The organism is Wolbachia endosymbiont of Drosophila willistoni (assembly GCF_040084705.1).
GTDB lineage: Bacteria > Pseudomonadota > Alphaproteobacteria > Rickettsiales > Anaplasmataceae > Wolbachia > Wolbachia pipientis.
The window spans coordinates 63,281-82,787 of record NZ_CP157591.1 but is presented as its reverse complement, the minus strand read 5'-3'; the positions used below and the strand labels follow the sequence as shown (position 1 = coordinate 82,787).

20 protein-coding genes, 2 tRNA genes and 6 pseudogenes are annotated in these 19,507 nt (G+C 35.3%); 16 read left to right on the top strand and 12 right to left on the bottom strand.

Features of this window, described 5'->3' with window-relative positions; genetic code table 11:
- Positions 1 to 79: 79 nt before the first annotated feature.
- Positions 80 to 376, bottom strand: coding sequence for a hypothetical protein (locus ABL518_RS00500; RefSeq protein ID WP_251371803.1), 297 nt, complete (start codon positions 374 to 376; stop codon positions 80 to 82).
- Here ABL518_RS00500 and ABL518_RS00495 point away from each other — a divergent pair.
- Complete coding sequence (locus tag ABL518_RS00495; RefSeq protein ID WP_227738638.1) at positions 272 to 502, top strand: transposase; 231 nt, start codon at positions 272 to 274, stop codon at positions 500 to 502. The two genes, ABL518_RS00500 and ABL518_RS00495, sit on opposite strands and share 105 nt — an antisense overlap.
- Before the next feature lie 203 nt (positions 503 to 705).
- Positions 706 to 1,122, top strand: a pseudogene (locus ABL518_RS00490) (transposase); the annotation flags it as partial.
- Positions 1,123 to 1,345: 223 nt separating this feature from the next.
- Here the strand turns inward: ABL518_RS00490 and ABL518_RS00485 are convergent.
- Positions 1,346 to 2,227, bottom strand: a complete 882-nt coding sequence (locus ABL518_RS00485; protein WP_010962934.1) for a zinc ABC transporter substrate-binding protein — start codon at positions 2,225 to 2,227, stop codon at positions 1,346 to 1,348.
- Between ABL518_RS00485 and ABL518_RS00480 the strand changes: the two genes are divergently transcribed.
- On the top strand, positions 2,219 to 2,959 hold the full coding sequence (locus ABL518_RS00480) for a metal ABC transporter ATP-binding protein (protein WP_038199232.1): 741 nt from the start codon (positions 2,219 to 2,221) through the stop codon (positions 2,957 to 2,959). The genes ABL518_RS00485 and ABL518_RS00480 overlap by 9 nt on opposite strands.
- On the top strand, positions 2,956 to 4,386 hold the full coding sequence (ubiB, locus tag ABL518_RS00475) for a 2-polyprenylphenol 6-hydroxylase (protein ID WP_095742792.1): 1,431 nt from the start codon (positions 2,956 to 2,958) through the stop codon (positions 4,384 to 4,386). Before ABL518_RS00480 ends, ubiB begins: the two co-directional genes overlap by 4 nt.
- 416 nt (positions 4,387 to 4,802) lie before the next feature.
- On the opposite strand, the gene ABL518_RS00470 is transcribed toward ubiB, so the two are convergent.
- The 4 genes and pseudogenes from ABL518_RS00470 to ABL518_RS00455 form a co-directional block, all read right to left on the bottom strand.
- Positions 4,803 to 5,138 carry a transposase gene (locus tag ABL518_RS00470; RefSeq protein ID WP_049973597.1) on the bottom strand — a complete coding sequence of 112 codons (336 nt, stop codon included), beginning with the start codon at positions 5,136 to 5,138 and terminating at the stop codon, positions 4,803 to 4,805.
- A gap of 167 nt (positions 5,139 to 5,305) precedes the next feature.
- Positions 5,306 to 5,653 carry an IS630 transposase-related protein gene (locus ABL518_RS00465; RefSeq protein ID WP_022626382.1) on the bottom strand — a complete coding sequence of 116 codons (348 nt, stop codon included), beginning with the start codon at positions 5,651 to 5,653 and terminating at the stop codon, positions 5,306 to 5,308.
- 177 nt (positions 5,654 to 5,830) lie between these two features.
- The gene (locus tag ABL518_RS00460; protein ID WP_010962938.1) at positions 5,831 to 7,444 is read right to left on the bottom strand and encodes a hypothetical protein; all 1,614 of its coding nucleotides are present in this window, start codon (positions 7,442 to 7,444) and stop codon (positions 5,831 to 5,833) included.
- A 157-nt stretch (positions 7,445 to 7,601) separates the two neighbouring features.
- Positions 7,602 to 8,009, bottom strand: a pseudogene (locus ABL518_RS00455) (IS4 family transposase); the annotation flags it as partial.
- Positions 8,010 to 8,225: 216 nt separating this feature from the next.
- Between ABL518_RS00455 and ABL518_RS00450 the strand changes: the two are divergent.
- Positions 8,226 to 9,157: pseudogene (locus ABL518_RS00450) on the top strand (IS110 family transposase).
- A gap of 193 nt (positions 9,158 to 9,350) precedes the next feature.
- Here the strand turns inward: ABL518_RS00450 and ABL518_RS00445 are convergent.
- Both ABL518_RS00445 and ABL518_RS00440 read right to left on the bottom strand, forming a co-directional pair.
- Positions 9,351 to 10,333: pseudogene (locus ABL518_RS00445) on the bottom strand (IS4 family transposase); the annotation flags it as partial.
- A 25-nt stretch (positions 10,334 to 10,358) separates the two neighbouring features.
- The gene (locus ABL518_RS00440) at positions 10,359 to 10,748 is read right to left on the bottom strand and encodes a hypothetical protein (protein ID WP_179943772.1); all 390 of its coding nucleotides are present in this window, start codon (positions 10,746 to 10,748) and stop codon (positions 10,359 to 10,361) included.
- Here ABL518_RS00440 and ABL518_RS00435 point away from each other — a divergent pair.
- The 6 genes and pseudogenes from ABL518_RS00435 to ABL518_RS00410 form a co-directional block, all read left to right on the top strand.
- A complete protein-coding gene (locus ABL518_RS00435; protein WP_227738638.1) occupies positions 10,644 to 10,874 on the top strand; it encodes a transposase in 231 nt (76 codons plus the stop codon). The genes ABL518_RS00440 and ABL518_RS00435 overlap by 105 nt on opposite strands.
- Positions 10,875 to 11,077: 203 nt before the next feature.
- A pseudogene (locus ABL518_RS00430) lies at positions 11,078 to 11,494 on the top strand (transposase); the annotation flags it as partial.
- Between the two features lie 32 nt (positions 11,495 to 11,526).
- Positions 11,527 to 11,844: a hypothetical protein gene (locus tag ABL518_RS00425; RefSeq protein WP_251371766.1), complete on the top strand. Its 318-nt coding sequence runs from the start codon at positions 11,527 to 11,529 to the stop codon at positions 11,842 to 11,844.
- Positions 11,845 to 11,856: 12 nt separating this feature from the next.
- Positions 11,857 to 12,129, top strand: a complete 273-nt coding sequence (gene rpsO / locus ABL518_RS00420) for a 30S ribosomal protein S15 (RefSeq protein ID WP_006279944.1) — start codon at positions 11,857 to 11,859, stop codon at positions 12,127 to 12,129.
- Positions 12,130 to 12,143: 14 nt separating this feature from the next.
- Positions 12,144 to 14,417 carry a polyribonucleotide nucleotidyltransferase gene (gene pnp / locus ABL518_RS00415; protein WP_095742791.1) on the top strand — a complete coding sequence of 758 codons (2,274 nt, stop codon included), beginning with the start codon at positions 12,144 to 12,146 and terminating at the stop codon, positions 14,415 to 14,417.
- A gap of 247 nt (positions 14,418 to 14,664) precedes the next feature.
- Positions 14,665 to 15,006: pseudogene (locus tag ABL518_RS00410) on the top strand (DUF6444 domain-containing protein); the annotation flags it as partial.
- Positions 15,007 to 15,034: 28 nt separating this feature from the next.
- Here the strand turns inward: ABL518_RS00410 and ABL518_RS00405 are convergent.
- From ABL518_RS00405 to ABL518_RS00395, 3 genes are all read right to left on the bottom strand, one after another.
- A complete protein-coding gene (locus ABL518_RS00405; RefSeq protein WP_255322255.1) occupies positions 15,035 to 15,463 on the bottom strand; it encodes an IS630 family transposase in 429 nt (142 codons plus the stop codon).
- A 42-nt stretch (positions 15,464 to 15,505) separates the two neighbouring features.
- Entirely contained in the window at positions 15,506 to 15,886 is a 381-nt protein-coding gene (locus tag ABL518_RS00400; protein WP_007549224.1) for a helix-turn-helix domain-containing protein, read from the bottom strand.
- Positions 15,887 to 15,972: 86 nt separating this feature from the next.
- The gene (locus ABL518_RS00395) at positions 15,973 to 16,179 is read right to left on the bottom strand and encodes a transposase (protein WP_233641170.1); all 207 of its coding nucleotides are present in this window, start codon (positions 16,177 to 16,179) and stop codon (positions 15,973 to 15,975) included.
- Here ABL518_RS00395 and ABL518_RS00390 point away from each other — a divergent pair.
- Positions 16,099 to 16,398: a hypothetical protein gene (locus ABL518_RS00390; protein WP_156768666.1), complete on the top strand. Its 300-nt coding sequence runs from the start codon at positions 16,099 to 16,101 to the stop codon at positions 16,396 to 16,398. The genes ABL518_RS00395 and ABL518_RS00390 overlap by 81 nt on opposite strands.
- Before the next feature lie 930 nt (positions 16,399 to 17,328).
- Here ABL518_RS00390 and ABL518_RS00385 read toward each other — a convergent pair.
- Positions 17,329 to 17,401, bottom strand: a tRNA-Gly gene (locus tag ABL518_RS00385).
- A 179-nt stretch (positions 17,402 to 17,580) separates the two neighbouring features.
- Between ABL518_RS00385 and ABL518_RS00380 the strand changes: the two genes are divergently transcribed.
- The 4 genes from ABL518_RS00380 to ABL518_RS00365 all read left to right on the top strand — a co-directional run bounded on the left by ABL518_RS00380 (position 17,581) and on the right by ABL518_RS00365 (position 19,498).
- Positions 17,581 to 18,201 (top strand): ribonuclease D, encoded by a 621-nt coding sequence (locus ABL518_RS00380; protein ID WP_010962900.1) that lies wholly within the window; start codon positions 17,581 to 17,583, stop codon positions 18,199 to 18,201.
- A gap of 127 nt (positions 18,202 to 18,328) precedes the next feature.
- Entirely contained in the window at positions 18,329 to 18,652 is a 324-nt protein-coding gene (trxA, locus tag ABL518_RS00375; protein WP_010962901.1) for a thioredoxin, read from the top strand.
- 42 nt (positions 18,653 to 18,694) lie between these two features.
- Positions 18,695 to 18,771 (top strand) — tRNA-Ile (locus ABL518_RS00370).
- Between the two features lie 70 nt (positions 18,772 to 18,841).
- Positions 18,842 to 19,498, top strand: a complete 657-nt coding sequence (locus tag ABL518_RS00365; protein WP_095742869.1) for a CADD family putative folate metabolism protein — start codon at positions 18,842 to 18,844, stop codon at positions 19,496 to 19,498.
- The last annotated feature ends 9 nt before the right edge of the window (positions 19,499 to 19,507 follow it).

Below are 19,507 nucleotides of genomic sequence, written 5' to 3'. Positions count from 1 at the left end.
TTCCGCTGCTTGTTAGCGGATGAGAAATCCACAACTGTACGAACATTGCAATTTGGGCCTACCAGGAGGGCAATGCCTCTTATCCAAGTACCATCTTCTTGTCATCCCAGTCTGGGATGGCTTTGTTGCATCGCTCAAGTGAAAAGAACTGGCAGTTACTGACAAAATTCATTATAAATAGCCATTTAACTGTTGAAGAAAAAATATGCCACAAAAAATGAGAGTCAGTAACTGCCATGAATATAACAAATTTCTCCAAGAAAGAGGAAGCATTTTTTGTTATATCAATGACGCCATAGAAAATTGGTACGAGAATTGTCCAAAAATGCAGGGCGGCAACTATATTTATAGTGATAAAGTTGTGATTTTGGTGCATATAATCGTCAGTTTCTTTAGAATTGGTTTAAGACAAACAGTCGGGTTTATAAAAGGGTATTTGCAACAAATAGGAAGAGATTTGCAGCTATTCACAAGCATCAAAAGAAACTTAATATTAAGATAAATGATTGCAGAAAATAATATGGAAGATATCGAAATTGCTATAGACAGTGCAGGAATTAGTATATACAACAACACACAGCAAGGAAAATAGCACTGACAGAAAATATCGTGGCTATGAGCAAACGAGAAAATTGCACGTAATGTTGAATATAAACAACAAAAAAGCCATAGCTGTAAAATACAGTAACGGCTGATCCCTATGGAGCTTGTGATTTGCTAAAAGAAGTCGATTTTCAGTATGTCATAAAAGTACTATATGCAGATAGGGCATATGACAGAGAAAAGCTCTATAAGCTGTGTAATCAATATGGTATAAAAACGAAAATTCCTCCGAAAAACAACGCAGCAGAGCATCCAAAGTTAGACTATATGGCTGAGAGAAATTCTGCAGTCAAGCTCATAAAGTCATATGATGAAGATGGTATAAAGAAGTGGAAAAAAGAGATGAGTTATGGAAAAAGATCTTATATAGAAAGTTTTTTCTCGCGACTGAAACAAACATTCGGGTTTAGTTTTAGGAATAAATCTGAGACAAATAGAGAGAAGGAACTACTTGTTAAATGCTATTTGCTCAATAAGTTCACTGATATTGGTATGGCTAAATTTGAGATAGTTACATGAATTTACCATAAATCACCATCTCATAAAGTGTGATGCAACAAAGCCCACTGGGATCCAGGAATTTTATTAAGTTAGTAAGCATAAAAGCAGCCATTTTATGTTAAATACAACGTTTTGATGATTATGAAAAAGCTGGATTCCAGACTGGAATGACACCATTTGTTGTAAACTCACTTCTTCTTGATTTGTAGAACAATAAAACAGTAAGCTAAAAGGGAACTTATTACTCAACAAAACAAGACTTAAAATTTTGTGCAATGCTATTGATTATAGCTAGATATGCATCTTTTCCAGGCTCTATGTCTGATCCAATAGGATCAAGAACTACCATTTTTGCGTCATTAGAAAGGGCGTTAGGCTTTATGCTATCTTCCTGTGAATGAGCAAATATACATTTAACGTTTTCTTCCTTCATTATCTTTTTTAGCTTCATTAAACTCTTCATACCTATGTAAGAATCCTCTTCTATGGAAAGAATAGCGCTTGGATGATTTAGACCGAAATATTTTTCAAAATATTGATAAGCATCATGAGTAACGATGTATTTTTGATTTTTAAAATCATTCAGTTCTTTCATGATTTCTTTTACTTCTTGGTCTATTTTTTTTATAGCTTTTGTTGCATTAGAACTGTATCGATGGGAATTTCCTTTATCTATGTCAGACAATGTTGCACTTATAGAAAGTATCATGCTCTTTGCATTTTCGGGACTCAGCCACATGTGTAAATCTTTTTCATCTTGAATGTGAGTGATTTTTCTAGAAAATGAATGTGGCCGAGTAGGAAGTAGGTTGATTGCCTTTGACAATTGCACTAGTTCTTTATTATTTTTGGCGAAAGTTTGAACAAACGTCTCTAAGTTATCGTCAACATAAAATATAACGTCACTTGATTCTAAATTACTCGCATCAGATGGCTTTAATATATAATTATGTGCAGATGTTGCATAGCCAAGCAATTCCGGTTCTAAAATCCCTTCTGTAACAGAAGCTACAAGTGAGTGGATAGGTTTGATTGTAGCTACAACTTTTAAATTGGATGAAAAGGCAATATTATAGTATAGTGTAAGTGAAAGTAATAGAAAAAAAGCCAGTAAATGTCTCATATAAACGTTGAGAAGAAGTTAAATTTTGTCAATAAATTGAATAATGTCAATAATCGTGTTCTAAAAATAGAAAATCTTGCTCTCGCATATGATGGTAAAAGAATCCTTGACAATATCAATATGTTCATGGAAAGAGGAGACATAATTACAATACTTGGTCCAAATGGTGGAGGTAAAACCTCTTTAGTGAAAGCAATTGCTGGTATAAATAAAAATTATACTGGAAATATTGTGTTAGCTGAGAACACAAAAATTAGCTACATGCCGCAAAATTTTAGTATTAGTAATTTGATGCCAATAACAGTTGAATATTTTCTTTTAAATAGCTCCTTGAAAAGACTAAAGAAAAATCAATCCATTATTACAGAAACGATAGAGTTGGCTGGTATCGGTAACATTTTGAAAAATCAAGTGTTAGAAATTTCTGCAGGGCAAACACAATTATTACTGCTTGCACGTTGTTTAATTGCAGAGCCTGACTTGATCATTCTAGATGAACCAGTTAGTGCAATGGATATTAACGCGCGGGCTAAATTTTATGATATTATAAATAAAATAGCAAAAAAACGATTGGTATCGATTCTTATGACTTCTCATGATCTTAACTCTGCTCTACCATCCTCAGATTACATAATTTGTATAAATAATACTATCTATTGCCAAGGCAAGCCTGATGAGATTATGAAAAATAGAACCCTAAATGAAATATTTAGCAGTTACGCAGCGAAATGATTCAAAATATTTTGCGTCTTCTGCACATAACTACGGTGCTGACGCGTTACAATATATTACCTTATTTACTTCCACCATCAAAAAAATCAATAAATAAAATACAAGGCCACAAGCTAAAGTGTGCTCTTGAAAAATTAGGTCCGGTGTTCATTAAGTTTGGGCAGTCTATCTCATCACGTACTGATGTTTTAAATGAGGATATAACAAATAACTTGTTATTGATATGTGATAGATTGCCATCATTTTCACATAAAATAGCAGTTAAAACTATAGAAAGTGAGTTTAATTGTAAATTGAGCGACATTTTTTCAAGCTTTTCTGAAAAGCCAATTGCAGCAGCATCGATTTCTCAGGTGCATAGAGCGGTTACAACTGAGGGTAAGGAAGTTGCTGTGAAGGTTTTAAGGCCAAATATTGAGAAAACATTCTCAAGGGATATAAAAATGCTTTCTTGGCTTGCAGAAATTGCAGAAAAATTTAGCGAACAATCAAAAAGGCTGAGGCCAATTGAATTAGTCAAAACTTTTGCTGAAATTTGCCGATTAGAGTTAGATCTACGTTTTGAAGCTGCTCACTCTTCGGAACTAAAGGAAAACACAAAAAATGACAGAGGTTTTTACGTACCTGAAATAGATTGGAATAGAACTTCGAAAAAGGTTTTAACATTAGAATGGATAGAAGCAACGTCAATATACGAAGTTGAAAAACTGAATAATCGTAAGCAAATAGCTATCAATCTTATAGAATCGTTTTGCAATCAAGTATACAGGGATTGTTTTTTTCATGCTGATATGCATCCTGGAAATCTAATGGTTGATAGTAATAACAATATTATTGCCCTGGATTGTGGAATCATGGGTAGAATAGATCGTGAGACATGCTATTACGTTATAGAGATACTCAAAGGCTTTTTAAATCGGGATTATGATCACGTTGCAAAAATGCACTTTAGGGCTGGTTATGTTTCATCACAGCATAGAAATTTTGTCACAGCTTGCAGGGCAATAGGTGAACCCATTATTGGGCAGCCTATACAGAAGATTTCATTTGCTAGTTTACTTGCTCAGCTATTAAAAATAACTGGTGATTTTGATATGAAAGTTCAAACACAATTGTTATTGCTGCAGAAAACTATGATTTTACTGGAAGGGACATGTAGAAAGATCTACTCAGAAATCAATATGTGGAAAGTAGTTGAAGCGTGGATAAGCAGTCAACATGAAAATAAAATAGGGTATAGGGAAAAAATTAGAAGTTCTTATCCTGTAAAAACAATCCAAGGGATATTTAGCCTTATAGAAAAATTAAACCTAATAGCTGATAAAAAATTAGAAAACATCCAAATTAAAAATAAATCAAATGGAAAAGTCTATTTTTTATTGTGGTTTGTAATTATAATTCTAATCGTTAAACTTTTAATTTCTTAAACTATGGGAAAAAACTGCGTCAAATCCAATTTTTATTCAACTTAATTTTTAATCTGCAGGAGCCGAGTTGAGAATGTCCAATTTTCCACTTTCTTTATGTATCTGTTCAGCAGAGTGGCAAAATAAGGTAGACGAGAAAAGACAACTATAGGAACAAATGGGTGTCATGCCAGTGCGTGACACTGGCCTCTTGTTTCAATGTTAAACAAAATACCATAGAATTCAAAAAGACAATTCCTAGAAAATTTCTACATCCAAAAAAGGCATAAGTTATGTTAATGCTGTTTGAATGAGATGATATAAAGATAAGCCAAATTTTTACAAAGAAAACATTTCAAGCAGCAAGACACCTTTGATTGAAAGAGAGCACCAAATTTATGGGGTGAGTAACTGCGCTATTTCAACTATAGTATTTTCTAAAACGAATGATAAACGTCTAAAATGGTATTACCAACTAAAAGGTGTAAGTCTGTACATTGATGCATTAGAGGTCTGAGGCAACTTTTGATGGTGTGCCAACAATGCTCTATCGGATTTAGATCAGGTGAATATGTTGGAAGATAAAGCAAATGACAGCCAAAAGACTCTATTAATGACTTTGTTTTGGGAGTTTTATGGAATGTAGCATTATCCATAACTATGGTTGTATCACGCTGTAATTGTGGAAGTAATCTTCGCTCTAACCATACATTAAATATATCTTTATTACACCCTCCTGTGAAGGTCATTGGTGCAATAAACTTCTCATCCACCTATTATACTCACTCTTTCCCGCTTTTTTCCTGGAACATCAGCATATATTTTTTCTCCTCTTGGAGCTCGTGCATATTCTCGGTATAGTCTATTATCAACTCCTGCTTCATCTATATATAAAATGCTACAGTGGTCTATTTTTGAGACTTTATCGATAAATTGCTGCCTATCTTCTTGATTGCGCTCTTGATAGAATGTGACTTTTTTTAAAGGTTATTTTTAGCTGTCTTAATCTATACCAAATTGCACTTATCCCAAAGCCAAGGTTTTGTTTCATTTCTGCTAGTGTGTGATCTGGGTGTTTTTTGACATATTCTTTGAGTATTTCTGGATCTATTTTTCGAATAAAACCAGTACTTTTTACCGCTTTGAGACCTTGGCCAGTAGCTTTCTTTTTTAGCCATCTATATAGTGTTGCTATCCCTATCTCAAAAACCTCTGCAACTTCAACCTTTGACTTTCCTTTTTCTACCAAAGACACTGCTTTTTCCCTTAAATCTACACTATATACCATCGCTTTCCCTACTTTAAAAAAACATATTATACCTTTATCATTCGCTTTTGAAAATACTATAGTTAGCGGAATGACGGTTTTTCAAATTGTCGGTAAATCTAAATCAGTTTAGCTATAATTTCCTAAATTTGCTCACAATCTCTTGACTGGACACATATGTTTTTTTCCCAAATGTTACTATCTTCCTCCTTTTCCTTTCTCAATTTGTGCAACCATTTCCTTTACATTTGCATGCGTGAGAAGGGAATTTTTGCTGACATGAGATTTTGGATCAGATTTTGCTGTTACGTGTTTCGTTGCAGATCTTTTATTCTCTGTTAGAAATGAATGAGATTGTTTTTTCTTCACACCGATATCCGCTTGTGCTGCTGGAGTGGTTTTGCTTTCAGCAAGCTGTACATTAGCATTTCCTTTTGCTTGATTTTGCTCAAATTTTTCTTTTAATGCCTTTACTTTACTGCCCATCTCGCGATTAGCTCCTCCTTTCATAGTAGCTGCTGCTACTTTTGGTATCGCCTTACCAGCAGCTTTTTGTGCTGATTTCCTATTGTCTTGATTTTCAGATTTTAGTGGTACTCTTTCAGCTGATTTTTTAAGAATTACTCCTACTACTTTTGGCTCTGTGCTTACTTTTTGATTAGCACGGCTTAGATTTTTAGGCTTTGGCGGTACTGCAGGTTTATCTTTGATTACCACTTTCGATTCTTGTCTAACTTCTTGACCAGTAGTAAACATTTTTTTTGGCACTTGCGGTGGTTTTGGTGGTACGAGGGATTGAGGTTGTTGTTTCTGCTTACGTTCTCTTTTTGCTTCTATATGTTCTTTAGGAACTGTTGCATAAATTGGCTCTTCTTTGGGCGATTTTGAACTCTGCGAATTTTCTATTAAAATTTTACTCTTCTTCTCTTGATAATTTGATATCTCTTTGTATACAGACTCTTCATTTAATGAACTTCCATAGCCTGAATCTTCTCTCTGCTCATATAAAGGATTTTCCTTTTGCTTTTTCTCTTGATAATTTGATATGTCTTCATATTCAGACCCCTGATCTAATGAACTTTCATAGCCTGAATCCTCAGAAGGATTTTCCTTAGCATCAGGCATACTAAAACTATTAGCTCCTTTTAGTAAAGAAGATGTAGACTTTGCCTTGCTTTCTCCATCTGAGGATATTTCTGATTTAAAGCGTACCTTCCTCGAATCTGGAGCAGCCGGAGGTGCTGTTGTTGGTCGCTTTATTTGCCTCATGCGATTACCACCTAATTTTTCTTTCGGCTGTTCTTCTTTTCGCAGCTCAAAAGTACCTTCCTTTTGCTTTCTACCTTCCAAACTCACTTCGTGTGATCTATCTTTTCCTTGACTCTTTTCACTTTGTTCTAAATTTAAAGAATCTTTTAAAATATTATTTTTTCTGAAATCTTTTTCTAATTGTTCCAAGAGATCAATTTTTTTTAAAATTCTTGTATACTTAGCTGCTGTTTCTAAAGTGAAACTTGACAACTCATCATTTACAAAATTACTTATACTACTGTTCTTGGTTGGAAAATTTTTTCCCAAAATTCTATTCATTAATGTTTTAAAAAGACCTAATGGCTGTTCTACATAATTGTTCAAGTCAGTATATATAACAAACTCAGCTATACCTTTTGCCTCACCTGTAAAACCTTCTAATGCATGAGATAAATCCCTTAACGTTTTGTTATATTGTTTCTCTGCATTTCCTAGCTTTACAGCTTTGATCAGAGAATCGAGATTTTTTTTATAGTTCTCACTTTTAAATGGATTATTCATACTAATTACAGCTCATTATTTATTAAAATATAGATCTAAAATATTAAGATCTAGTAAATATTACTTTTGTAATTCATGTAGAACTATAGCTATAATAAGTAAGATTTCCCTACGTCATACCGCCGCGGTATCTCCAGATCCCCCTAACAACTTACTATTACCCACAAATATAAAGTTCGTGAGCAAGTCGCCATCCTTCTGCTAAATCAAAGAGACGTTTATATCCTTTCCAAAGAGTAATTGGTCCTGGTTTTGGGTCATTTTTTCTTGCTAAATGGCCTCCAAGTTCATGAAACAGCTTCTTTTATGTTGGGAACTACACTTGGACATGGTTTTCTGTGTATTTTAACGTATAAAACTTTCCATTCTTCTTCAGCTAATAAGGTAGTACATGGTAATGTTGGGTTAGCTCTTGCAATTGATGTAATAAAGAAGATCCTCCAAGCAATAATACTCATAACTGTTAGATATCTCATTAGTCTTTCTGCTATTCCAAGCCTACATTCTTCAACTTTGAGACCGGATTTAAAATTTTATGTAATATCTCTATTTTCCATCTAAGGCAATTGTAAGTTAAAAACGTGATATAAAAGAGATAAGAGAGAAAGATAACCCTGCTCACTAGGAATAGCGGGCGTGCGCGACCGAAAGGAAATTGGTATTACAACCGTTGGTATCAAGGTACGCTAGCCCTATCTCTCGATACGTTTGAATAGTTGCTTGGGACATATATATGCACCCGTTTACAATCTTAAATTAACTAAAACTATCGAGATTTATTATGGTTACATCTTATCAAAATTTTATTGGCATTGACATCGGAAAATTTAAAAATATCGTTGCAATTCACAAACAGAAGAATGCTGTCGAATTTGATAATAATGCTTCTGGTTGGCAACAATTATTTCAAGAGTTTTCAGATATTCTACCTAATGCTTTAGTGACTTTAGAAAATACAGGGAAATATGAGCTTGGCTTATCACATTTTCTTACCGACAAAAATATTGCCGTGCATCGAGCTAATACTCGTAAAGTAAAAAGCTTTATTTTATCTCACGGAACTTTAGCAAAGTCTAGATGCAAGAGCTCTTGCTCAATATGGATTTGAACGCCATAGAACTATCTCTCTATTTGTACCTACCTCTACAGAACAATCAACTTTGGCTGCACTTTGTCAACGTCGTGATGATATTACGCAAATGAGAACTCAAGAAAAATGCAGACTTGAAGCACCGGAAAATGATCATATAAAAGAAAGCTGTCAAAAGACCATTGAGTTTTTCGATAGTCAAATAAACGAACTCAATGATACTATACAAAAGATTATTGATGAAAGCCGCGAATTACAACAACGCCAAAAAATTCTTAAAACAGTTCCTGGAAAAGTTATCACAAGATTTTTTGTGTTTAATGCCAGAGCTTGGTTACTTAAATAGAAAAGAAGTAGCAAGTCTTGCCGGAGTTGCACCGCATCCAAAAGAAAGTGGTAAAGCTGTTGGTTACCGAAGGATTACAGGTGGTAGAAGTAACGTTCGTTCAAAGCTCTTTACAGCCGCTATGGCTGCTACAAGGTCAAAATCTATACTTGGCGCCTTTTATTCTAAGCTTGTTGAAAGTGGTAAGAAGAAGATGGTGGCTATAACAGCCCTAATGCGTAAAATTATAGTAATTGCTAATACAAGACTTAAAGAAGCAATTAATTTGCATACTTAAAAATCTTCACAGCGGTAACTGAAATTGGCTAATGAATATGTGCGTCCACACAGACTTAAAGCACATATTCATTAGCTTAAGCAGAAATTGCTGTGGTAGCTGTTTGATATAAAATTCTATTTCTATGACAAACGGGTTTTTATTGCCCATATAATTTGCAAAATTACACAAATAAAAAAATTTTTAAAAAACATAGTTGATACCAACTAATTTTTTCAACAGCTTCATCGAAAGTATTAACTGAAAGATTCGTTAATAGCATCCATTCTAGCGGTTTTTTTTAAGGGAAGGGGAGTTTTCTCAACAACATAAACTGCATAAAGTGGTAATTTAGGTAGTTCTTCCGTCTTATGCCTAATATTATTCTTAGATGGATTCATCATAAACTTTCCAAATCTAACTTCCAAACGTGCTGTTCTTTTTGGCTTATTATCTTTTACAGGAACTTCAACTTCTACCGTACCTGCACAATGAGAGGATTTAATAAATGCCCATAACTTCTGCTCACCTTTTTCAGGATATCGAGATTTTCTATTTACTGCTCTATCTCTGCATGCTCTAACTAGCACTGCCGAATTAAGATTATGTGCAAGCTCAAAAAAGTCATATATATCTGCTTCTCTATCGCATACAGTTATAGTCTCAGTTTGAGTTGGATCAATAATATTATTTGTTTTTCTTAAAGTTTCCAACCACTTTACGCTTTCTTTATCTTCAATGCGATCGCTCTTTTTTTTAAGGTTCTCAGTTTCTTCAGGTCTTGAATAAACTTTTTGATCTAGTATCCCTAGTACCAAACCTTCTATACTAACGGCAAGAGCTGTATGCATTATAATACCTTTTGCAGTATCATAACTGGACAAATTTGCTAATCCGCTTGTTTTTTTATGGTTATTATATACAATGTAACTGGTATCTTGAATGACAAGAACCCTCTTGTGAGCTTTTGTTCTCTCAACCGTCTTATTAATATGTGTAGCTAAAATATCACTTTCTTTTACATTCTCATTTTGAAAAAAACGTTATGCTGTTTTTGCTTCTGACCAACTTTCACATGCTTGATTAATCTAACTTTCAGGTAATTTTGTCAAACATATCAGCAATCTTTACTAATCGCTCAGTTAACCTTTTATCTCCAAATTCATTTTTAGCCCATTCACTACTTTTACTTGCCATTTTACACCCTCAATATTTGCAAACTTTAATATTGTAATATTTTACTTTTTAGTCCATTTATATTTGTGGGTAATAGTAAGGAATGACACCGTCTTGGATGGAAACCAGTGTCAGCTACTTTCATGACACCATCACAAGGTGAAACTGGATCCCAGTGGGCTTTGTTGCATCGCTCAAGTGAAAAGAACTGGCAGTTACTGACAAAATTCATTATAAATAGCCATTTAACTGTTGAAGAAAAAATATGCCACAAAAAATGAGAGTCAGTAACTGCCATGAATATAACAAATTTCTCCAAGAAAGAGGAAGCATTTTTTGTTATATCAATGACGCCATAGAAAATTGGTACGAGAATTGTCCAAAAATGCAGGGCGGCAACTATATTTATAGTGATAAAGTTGTGATTTTGGTGCATATAATCGTCAGTTTCTTTAGAATTGGTTTAAGACAAACAGTCGGGTTTATAAAAGGGTATTTGCAACAAATAGGAAGAGATTTGCAGCTATTCACAAGCATCAAAAGAAACTTAATATTAAGATAAATGATTGCAGAAAATAATATGGAAGATATCGAAATTGCTATAGACAGTGCAGGAATTAGTATATACAACAACACACAGCAAGGAAAATAGCACTGACAGAAAATATCGTGGCTATGAGCAAACGAGAAAATTGCACGTAATGTTGAATATAAACAACAAAAAAGCCATAGCTGTAAAATACAGTAACGGCTGATCCCTATGGAGCTTGTGATTTGCTAAAAGAAGTCGATTTTCAGTATGTCATAAAAGTACTATATGCAGATAGGGCATATGACAGAGAAAAGCTCTATAAGCTGTGTAATCAATATGGTATAAAAACGAAAATTCCTCCGAAAAACAACGCAGCAGAGCATCCAAAGTTAGACTATATGGCTGAGAGAAATTCTGCAGTCAAGCTCATAAAGTCATATGATGAAGATGGTATAAAGAAGTGGAAAAAAGAGATGAGTTATGGAAAAAGATCTTATATAGAAAGTTTTTTCTCGCGACTGAAACAAACATTCGGGTTTAGTTTTAGGAATAAATCTGAGACAAATAGAGAGAAGGAACTACTTGTTAAATGCTATTTGCTCAATAAGTTCACTGATATTGGTATGGCTAAATTTGAGATAGTTACATGAATTTACCATAAATCACCATCTCATAAAGTGTGATGCAACAAAGCCATCCCAGTGTCAGCTACTTGGATGACAAGAAAGGGAGCACTGGAATGACAGAAGATGATGGAGTGACAGGGAGTAATACAAAAAGTTTCGTCATCCCCATTGAATCGGCTTTAAAATCGATGTTCAAAGTTGAAATTTCCCTAGAAGATGCGGGGAAAATCAGAAAAGGTCAGGAAGTTGTATTAAATAACTTGCGTAATTTAAAGAATCATGATATTTGTTGTACGGTGGTGGGTAGTGTACCTATTGCAATCTGCAGTTTTATTTATGGTTGTGTGAAACCTATTCGTGTTTTTAATATTTAAAATGAGGTTTAGATGTCGATAACATCCGAAAAGAAAAAGAGTTTGATAAATATATATGCAATTAAAGAAGATGATACAGGCTCATCTTTTGTACAATGTGCAATTTTGACCGAGAGGATCAGTAACTTAACTGAGCATTTTAAAGTGCACAAGCATGACCATCACTCTAAGCGTGGTTTACTTATATTGATAGGTAGAAGACGCAAGCACTTAAATTATATAAAGCGTAAATTTGGTAATGAAGCCTATCAGGAATTAATAGAGAAGTTAGGCATTAGAAAATAATCGAGGAATTTAATATGTTTAAAATTATAAAAAAATCTATAGAGTGGGGTGGTCGTGCCTTATCTTTAGAAACAGGAAAAATAGCACGCCAAGCTCATGGTTCAGTAGTTGTAAATTACGGTGATACTTCTGTTTTAGTAACTGTTGTACGTAAAAAGAAGGAAGAAAGCGTTGATTTCCTACCTTTAAATGTGCAGTTTATCGCAAAAAGCTATGCCATGGGTAAGATCCCTGGCGGGTTTTTTAAAAGAGAAGGCAAGCCATCTGATAGAGAAACTTTAATCTCAAGAGTAATAGATAGAAGTATAAGACCACTATTCCCAGAAGGATTTCATGATGAAATTAGTGTGGTGTGCAATCTATTAACTTATGATACAGTCAATCCTCCTGAAGTGCCAGCACTGATTGGTGCTGTTGCAGCTCTTGCAATTTCTGGTGTTCCCTTTCACTTTACTATAGCTGGAGTGATGGTTGGTTGTGATGAAAATAATAACTATATACTCAACCCTTCTGTTCAAGAGATGAAAGCAAGCAGCTTGGATCTGTTTTTGTCTGGTGATGAAAATTCAATTTTAATGGTTGAATCAGAAGTGAAAGAGCTCTCTGAAGAAAATGTTTTTAATGCAATAAAATTTGGCCATGAACACCTTAAGCCTGTCATTAAGCTCATAAAAGAGTTTGCTGATACAATTGGCAATAAACCTGAGAGCTTTGCCCCTATTGATGCATCAGATATAACACAAGAGCTCGAAAAATACGGTAAAGATTTTGAAAAAGCATATTCGCAAACAGTAAAACAAGAGCGAGTTCAAGCTCTAGAAGCGATCAGAGAGAATATATTGAATACTCTTAAAGAAACTGGAAAAGACGAAAAGTTAATTACGTATGCAGTAAAAAACTTTGAAAGATCTTTAGTACGTGAAATAATTAGGAAGAAAAGTGTAAGGATAGACGGTCGTAAGCATGATGAGATACGTCAGATAGAAGTTGAAGTTGATATTCTGTCCAAAACTCACGGTTCTGCACTATTTACAAGAGGCAATACTCAGGCACTGGTTGTTACTGCTCTTGGCACCACTCAAGATGAGCAAATTGTGGATGATATTGAAGGGGATAGACGTGAGCATTTCATGTTGCATTATAACTTTCCCTCATTTGCTGTTGGAGAAACTTCTGCTGCGCGTGCACCAGGAAGAAGAGAAATCGGTCATGGCAAACTTGCTTGGAAAGCAATTCATCCTGTTTTACCCGATAAGTCTGAATTTCCTTATACAATAAGAGTAGTGTCCGAAATTTTGGAGTCTGATGGTTCTTCTTCTATGGCAACAGTTTGTGGGACTTCTCTTGCTTTAATGGATACGGGTGTGCCAATAAAGGCCCCTGTTGCTGGAATTGCTATGGGTCTCATCAAAGATAAAGACGAGTATGTAATACTTTCCGATATACTTGGTGATGAAGATTATCTTGGTGATATGGACTTTAAAGTAGCAGGAACTAGTGAAGGGGTTACGGCGCTACAAATGGACATGAAAATTTCTGGTATAAGCTTTGAAATTGTTGAAAAATCTTTAGAACAGGCAAAAGCTGGAAGATTACATATTTTAGAAAAAATGAATGCAGTGATTTCAGAACACAGTGATGATGTCAAAGACCATGCACCAAGGATGTTATCATTTTACATAGATAAAGACAAAATTTCTGCTGCTATAGGTTCTAAGGGGAAAAATATACGCAGTGTGTGTGAAAGAAGTAATGCAAAAATTGAAATAGGAGATGATGGTAAAGTTTCTGTTTTTGCTACGAGTGGCACTGAAGCTGAAATTGCAAAGAGTATGATGATTGATTCAATAACAGAACTAGAACAAGGTTCTATAGTTGATGTCAAGGTTGTAAGAATAGAGAAGTCTATTGTAGAGCTTGAATTTCTTAATGGCAGAAAAGGAAAAATGCACATAAGTGAAGTAGCTAATGAACATATAGATTCTATAGAGAGCGTACTTAAACAAGATGATACTTTCAAAGCACTAGTAATTGACTTCGAAAAAGGTGGGTGTCCAAAGTTGTCAAGACGTCGGGTTGATCAAGAGACGGGAGAGTTTTTTGAAGGTGAGCTTTACAACGAGGAAAGGAAAGATGGTCCAAATGACAGGGATAATTATTACAATAATTCATTTAGTAGAAAACCTGGGGGAAGTCACCATAAGAGGCCTCCTCGTCCTCGTTCTGGTTTCAGCAACAGAAATAGGCCGAAATTTGGTAATAATGATTCATCATCAGGTTTTTATTAAGAGTAAACTTCTTGCGTTACCTCTCGTCATTCCAGTGCTTAACACTGGAATGACACCCTTTCTGGTGAAGGTTGTTCTCAAATCACAATGTTAGTACAATTGTGGTGTTAGCTATAGCTAACCCAAGGTATCTGTTCAGCGGAGTGGTAGAATAAGGTAGACAAAGTGATCTAAAAAGATAATCATAGAGCAAAAGTGAGGTAATGTGGTAAACCTTTGAGAACTTTGCAAAAATTTACAGCAAAAAATAGAAAAACTGAAAGCAGAGATAGAAAACTTAAAAGCAGAAAATAAAGCTTTAAAGATAGAGAACGCTGAATTAAAGGAAAGGCTTGGTTTAAACTCGAAAAATTCATCTCTACCGAGCTCTAAAGAATTGTACAAAACAAAAAAGGACAAGCCAAAAAGCGAAAGGAATGTTGGCGATCAGGTTGGGCATAAAGGAAATTTTCATGCCACAATGGAAGCGGATAAAGTAGTAAAAATAGAGTTGCCTAATATTTGCGAATGCGGAGGAGAGCTTGTAATATGCGAAAAACCTTATGTTCACCAAAAAGTTGATCTTCCGGAAATTAGGCCTTATGTAGTATAGCATTTCTCATAATAGTCCGAACAGGTCATAGGAAGGCAGAATCAACAGCACGACGAAAGGATTCGAATAGAGGAATGTTTTTCCTGGCTCTGTTTTTTATAGCAAACCAATGATGCTCAATTTTGTTGAAATCTGGAGAATAAGGCGGCAGATACAAAATTTCTGCACCAACCCCTTTAGCAAGCTCGATAATCTTATCAGACTTATGAAAAGTAGCATTGTCAAGAATGACAGTCTGTCCAGGTTCCAAGATCGGTGTCAAAAATTGCTCAAACCATCCATTAAAAACATCCATATTACAGTGGCCTTCAAAGGTTAACGGAACAACTATCTTTCTTCCACTTAAGGCTGCAACCATACTGATTCGTTGAGTTTTCTTTCCAGATTTTAAGGCATAAAACCGCTGTCCTTTCTGGCAATATCCGTAGTTCGGTGTTATCAATGCCAGACTCATCTATATACACTAAGTTTTTAGGTTCTTTTGTCGCTATAATTTTCAAAAATTCAGCACGTTTTTCTTCGTTTCTTTCCTTGTATCCATATGTCTTTTTTTGCGCGTAAATCCAATTTTTTTAAGGGCTCGATAGATCGTTTGGATACTAACGTTGTTCCAAAGTTTAGCCATTTCCGATAGAGTCTTTCCTCCGTGTTCTCTGGCAAATTTGGCAAAGGTATCCCAGTCGGTAATTTTGTGATTGTAACCCCCATTTCCAAGTTTTTTTGATTGAAAGTCTCCTGTTTCTTTTCTTCTTTGCTGCCACTCCCATAAAGTAGTTCGTCCAATCTTAAATCTTGCTGCCACTGTTTCTCTGCTTTCTCCTTCGTCTAGCGCTTCCATTGCTTTTTTTCTTAAATCATAACTATATGCTGCTGGCATTCAACCTCCTTATCATCATCTACCCTTATCCTATCACATCCGGACTTTTATGGAAAGAGCTATATTTTTATCAATTCTGCAATCATTTATCTTAATATTAAGTTTCTTTTGATGCTTGTGAATAGCTGCAAATCTCTTCCTATTTGTTGCAAATACCCTTTTATAAACCCGACTGTTTGTCTTAAACCAATTCTAAAGAAACTGACGATTATATGCACCAAAATCACAACTTTATCACTATAAATATAGTTGCCGCCCTGCATTTTTGGACAATTCTCGTACCAATTTTCTATGGCGTCATTGATATAACAAAAAATGCTTCCTCTTTCTTGGAGAAATTTGTTATATTCATGGCAGTTACTGACTCTCATTTTTTGTGGCATATTTTTTCTTCAACAGTTAAATGGCTATTTATAATGAATTTTGTCAGTAACTGCCAGTTCTTTTCACTTGAGCGATGCAACAAAGCCCACTGGGATCCAGGAAAGTTTGCTTGTAAGCAAGCAAACTAGCATGGAAAGTTTATACTAAATGAATGTTTTTGATGAGGTTGCACAGAAGCTGGATCCCAGTGTCAAGCACTGGGATGACATCATCCTTTTTTGGATTCCAGACTGGAATGACAGCAGTCCTACGTCATACCGCCGCGGTATTTCCAGATCCCGCTAACACGTAGCGGGATGATGGTTGTCAGGGTGTTGTCCAAGTAGCCTCCTTCTTCTGTTATCCAAGTAGCCTCTTTCTTGTCATCCCAGTGCTCCTTTCTTGTCATCCCAGTGCCCAGACACTGGGATCCAGGAAACTTAACTTTACACCAGGTAATAAGAACTGGATTCCAGCGTCACGCGCTGGAATGACAGCAGTCCTACGTCATACCGCGATTCATTCGCGGTATCTCAGCCGCTAACAAGAGATCCCGCTAACAAGCAGCGGGATGACGGTTGTCGTTCAGCCACAAACATTAAGAAATTTACCAAATGAAAAAAAAGGCAAAAGAAGCCCCGTGGTTATTATCCGCTTTAAAATATTGGCGTTTTTTATGTTTTAAACGCTTGACAAGCGAAGTTCAGCTGCTTTTAATTGCAACTAACTTATGCTGCAAACGTTTAAGAAATTTACTAAGCAGAAAAAAAGACAAAGAATCCCCGAGTTAGCTAGTCTTTTACTATCTCTGTCGAGTATTGGCATTTTTTGATGTCTTGTAACGCTTTATAAGCGCGTTCAGCTTATTTAGATAAAAATCTAGATGTAGATGAAGTTTTGTAAAGACATACAGTATCTATATACTGCAAAAAATTGAACATAAGACGCCGATACATTAAGTAATCCTTACCTTTTAATCTGCAGATTGGCGAAAGCAAATACAATAGCTTCACTATCATGATAAGGGAGCTGGCGGAGTTTGTCAAGGGATTTTTGACGAAATGATTTTGAAAGCAAAGAGCGGGAGAAGGGGTTCGAACCCTCGACCTCAACCTTGGCAAGGTTGCGCTCTACCAACTGAGCTACTCCCGCAATTAAATTAACCTAAATTTACTTAATTATAGGCATATACAGCGATTTGTAAACCCCGTGTACACGAAAAATTGAGAGCCCATAAATTTGCGTGGTTCCTTCTATGATCTTTTCGTATACTTAAGACTCATTTTTGATTATCATAGGTTTTCAATTGTGCCAAAAAATGTATTAATTTTATGGGAATATTTTTATATAAAGACGACTTGCCAGCTAGTTCCATACCAGATGATATAAGGTCTATAGCTGTTGATACCGAGGCAATGGGGCTACTTCATAGCAGAGATAGATTATGCCTTGTGCAGCTCTCTTTTAATGATGGCAACGCTCACTTAGTTCAACTCAAGAACGATTATACAGCGCCAAATTTAAGAAAAATATTAGAGGATAAAAATATAACTAAAATATTTCACTTCGCGCGATTTGATGTGAGCATAATACGTTATTACTTGGAAACTTGGGCACTTCCGTGCTATTGCACAAAGATAGCTTCACGTTTAGTTCGCACTTACACAGATAATCATAGCTTAAAAGAGTTGTGCTTAGAGCTGCTTGATACCAAACTAAATAAGCAGCAGCAATCTTCTGATTGGGGAAATGAAAATTTAACAGACAAACAAAAAAGTTATGCTGCATCTGATGTTTTGTATCTCCACAGGATAAAGGAAAAGCTAGACTTAATGCTGGAGCGTGAAAATAGAAAAGAATTGGCCCAAAAGTGCTTTGAATTTCTTCCTACTCGTATTGAATTAGACTTAATGGGTTGGGAAAACGTGGATATCTTTAACCACCAGATGTAATAGAAGTTTTTTGTTTGTGCAAAACACTTTAGGGCAATTTTTCAAGCTCTGCGGTAAGAATTTAGTTGATTAACTGCTAATAGATACGCTATATTTTACAAGCAATCGTTTTAAGTTTAGGTATTTTATGAGTGATGATATTACACCGGTAAATGATCAAAATTTCAAATCTGAAGTCACTGACTATAAAGGGTTTGTTCTGGTAGATTTTTGGGCAGAATGGTGTGGGCCATGTAAAAGTCTAATGCCGCGTATTGAACAGTTGGCTAAAGACAGAAAAGGCAAGATTAAGATCTGCAAGTTCGACATAGATGAAGGGACTGAAGTGCCAAGTAAGTATGGGGTTCAATCTATACCTACTTTGATTATATTTCAAGATGGTAAGGAAATTGCACGCAAAATTGGTGCAACAAATGATCTGCTAAGTTGGGTTGATAGTGAAATAAGCTAATAGACAAATTTGCTTTTGTGTGTATTATAAATATTGATAAAAGGGATTGTAGCTCAGTCGGTTAGAGCAGTTCGCTCATAACGAATTGGCCGTAGGTTCGAGTCCTACCAATCCCACCATTGTTAGCATGATCGTAACAATGAGAAAACTATAGTATATGAACTATATATTAATGTAATGGGGGAAATGATGGAATTTACTAAGTCTCTAAATAACAAGTTAGATGAATTGCACTTACTAAATCATCCATTCTACCAATCATGGAATACAGGAAGCTTAAGCTTGCAAGCTTTACAAACCTATGCTAAAGAATATTATCACCATGTTGCTGCGTTTCCTCGTTACATCAGTGGTATACATTTTCTGTGCCCAGATCTAAAAATGCGACAGGTTTTACTTGGTAATTTAATAGAAGAGGAACAAGGTGATGAAAATCATCCAGAGTTATGGAAACGTTTTGCTGAAGGGCTTGGCGTTGCGCGATCTGATCTTCGTGAAAGTGCACAGATTAAGGAGACACAAGAATTAATTGATGGTTACTTTGACATTGTAAGATCAGGTTTTGCAGCAGGTCTTGGAGCCTTGTACGCTTACGAACGTCAAACTCCAGAGGTTTCCAAGTCTAAAATTGAAGGTTTAAAAAAACACTATTCAATAAGTGATGAGCGTTCTCTTCAATTTTTTACGGTCCATATGCATGCTGATGAATGGCATTCTGAGGAATGTGCAAATCTTATTGAAGATCTAGATGAAAAAGAGCAAGATAAAGTTATGCAGGGTGCTCAAAAGGGAGCAAGGCTCTTGTGGGGTTTTCTTGATAGAATGATGAATGCTAGCGTGTGTTAGTAGTTGTAA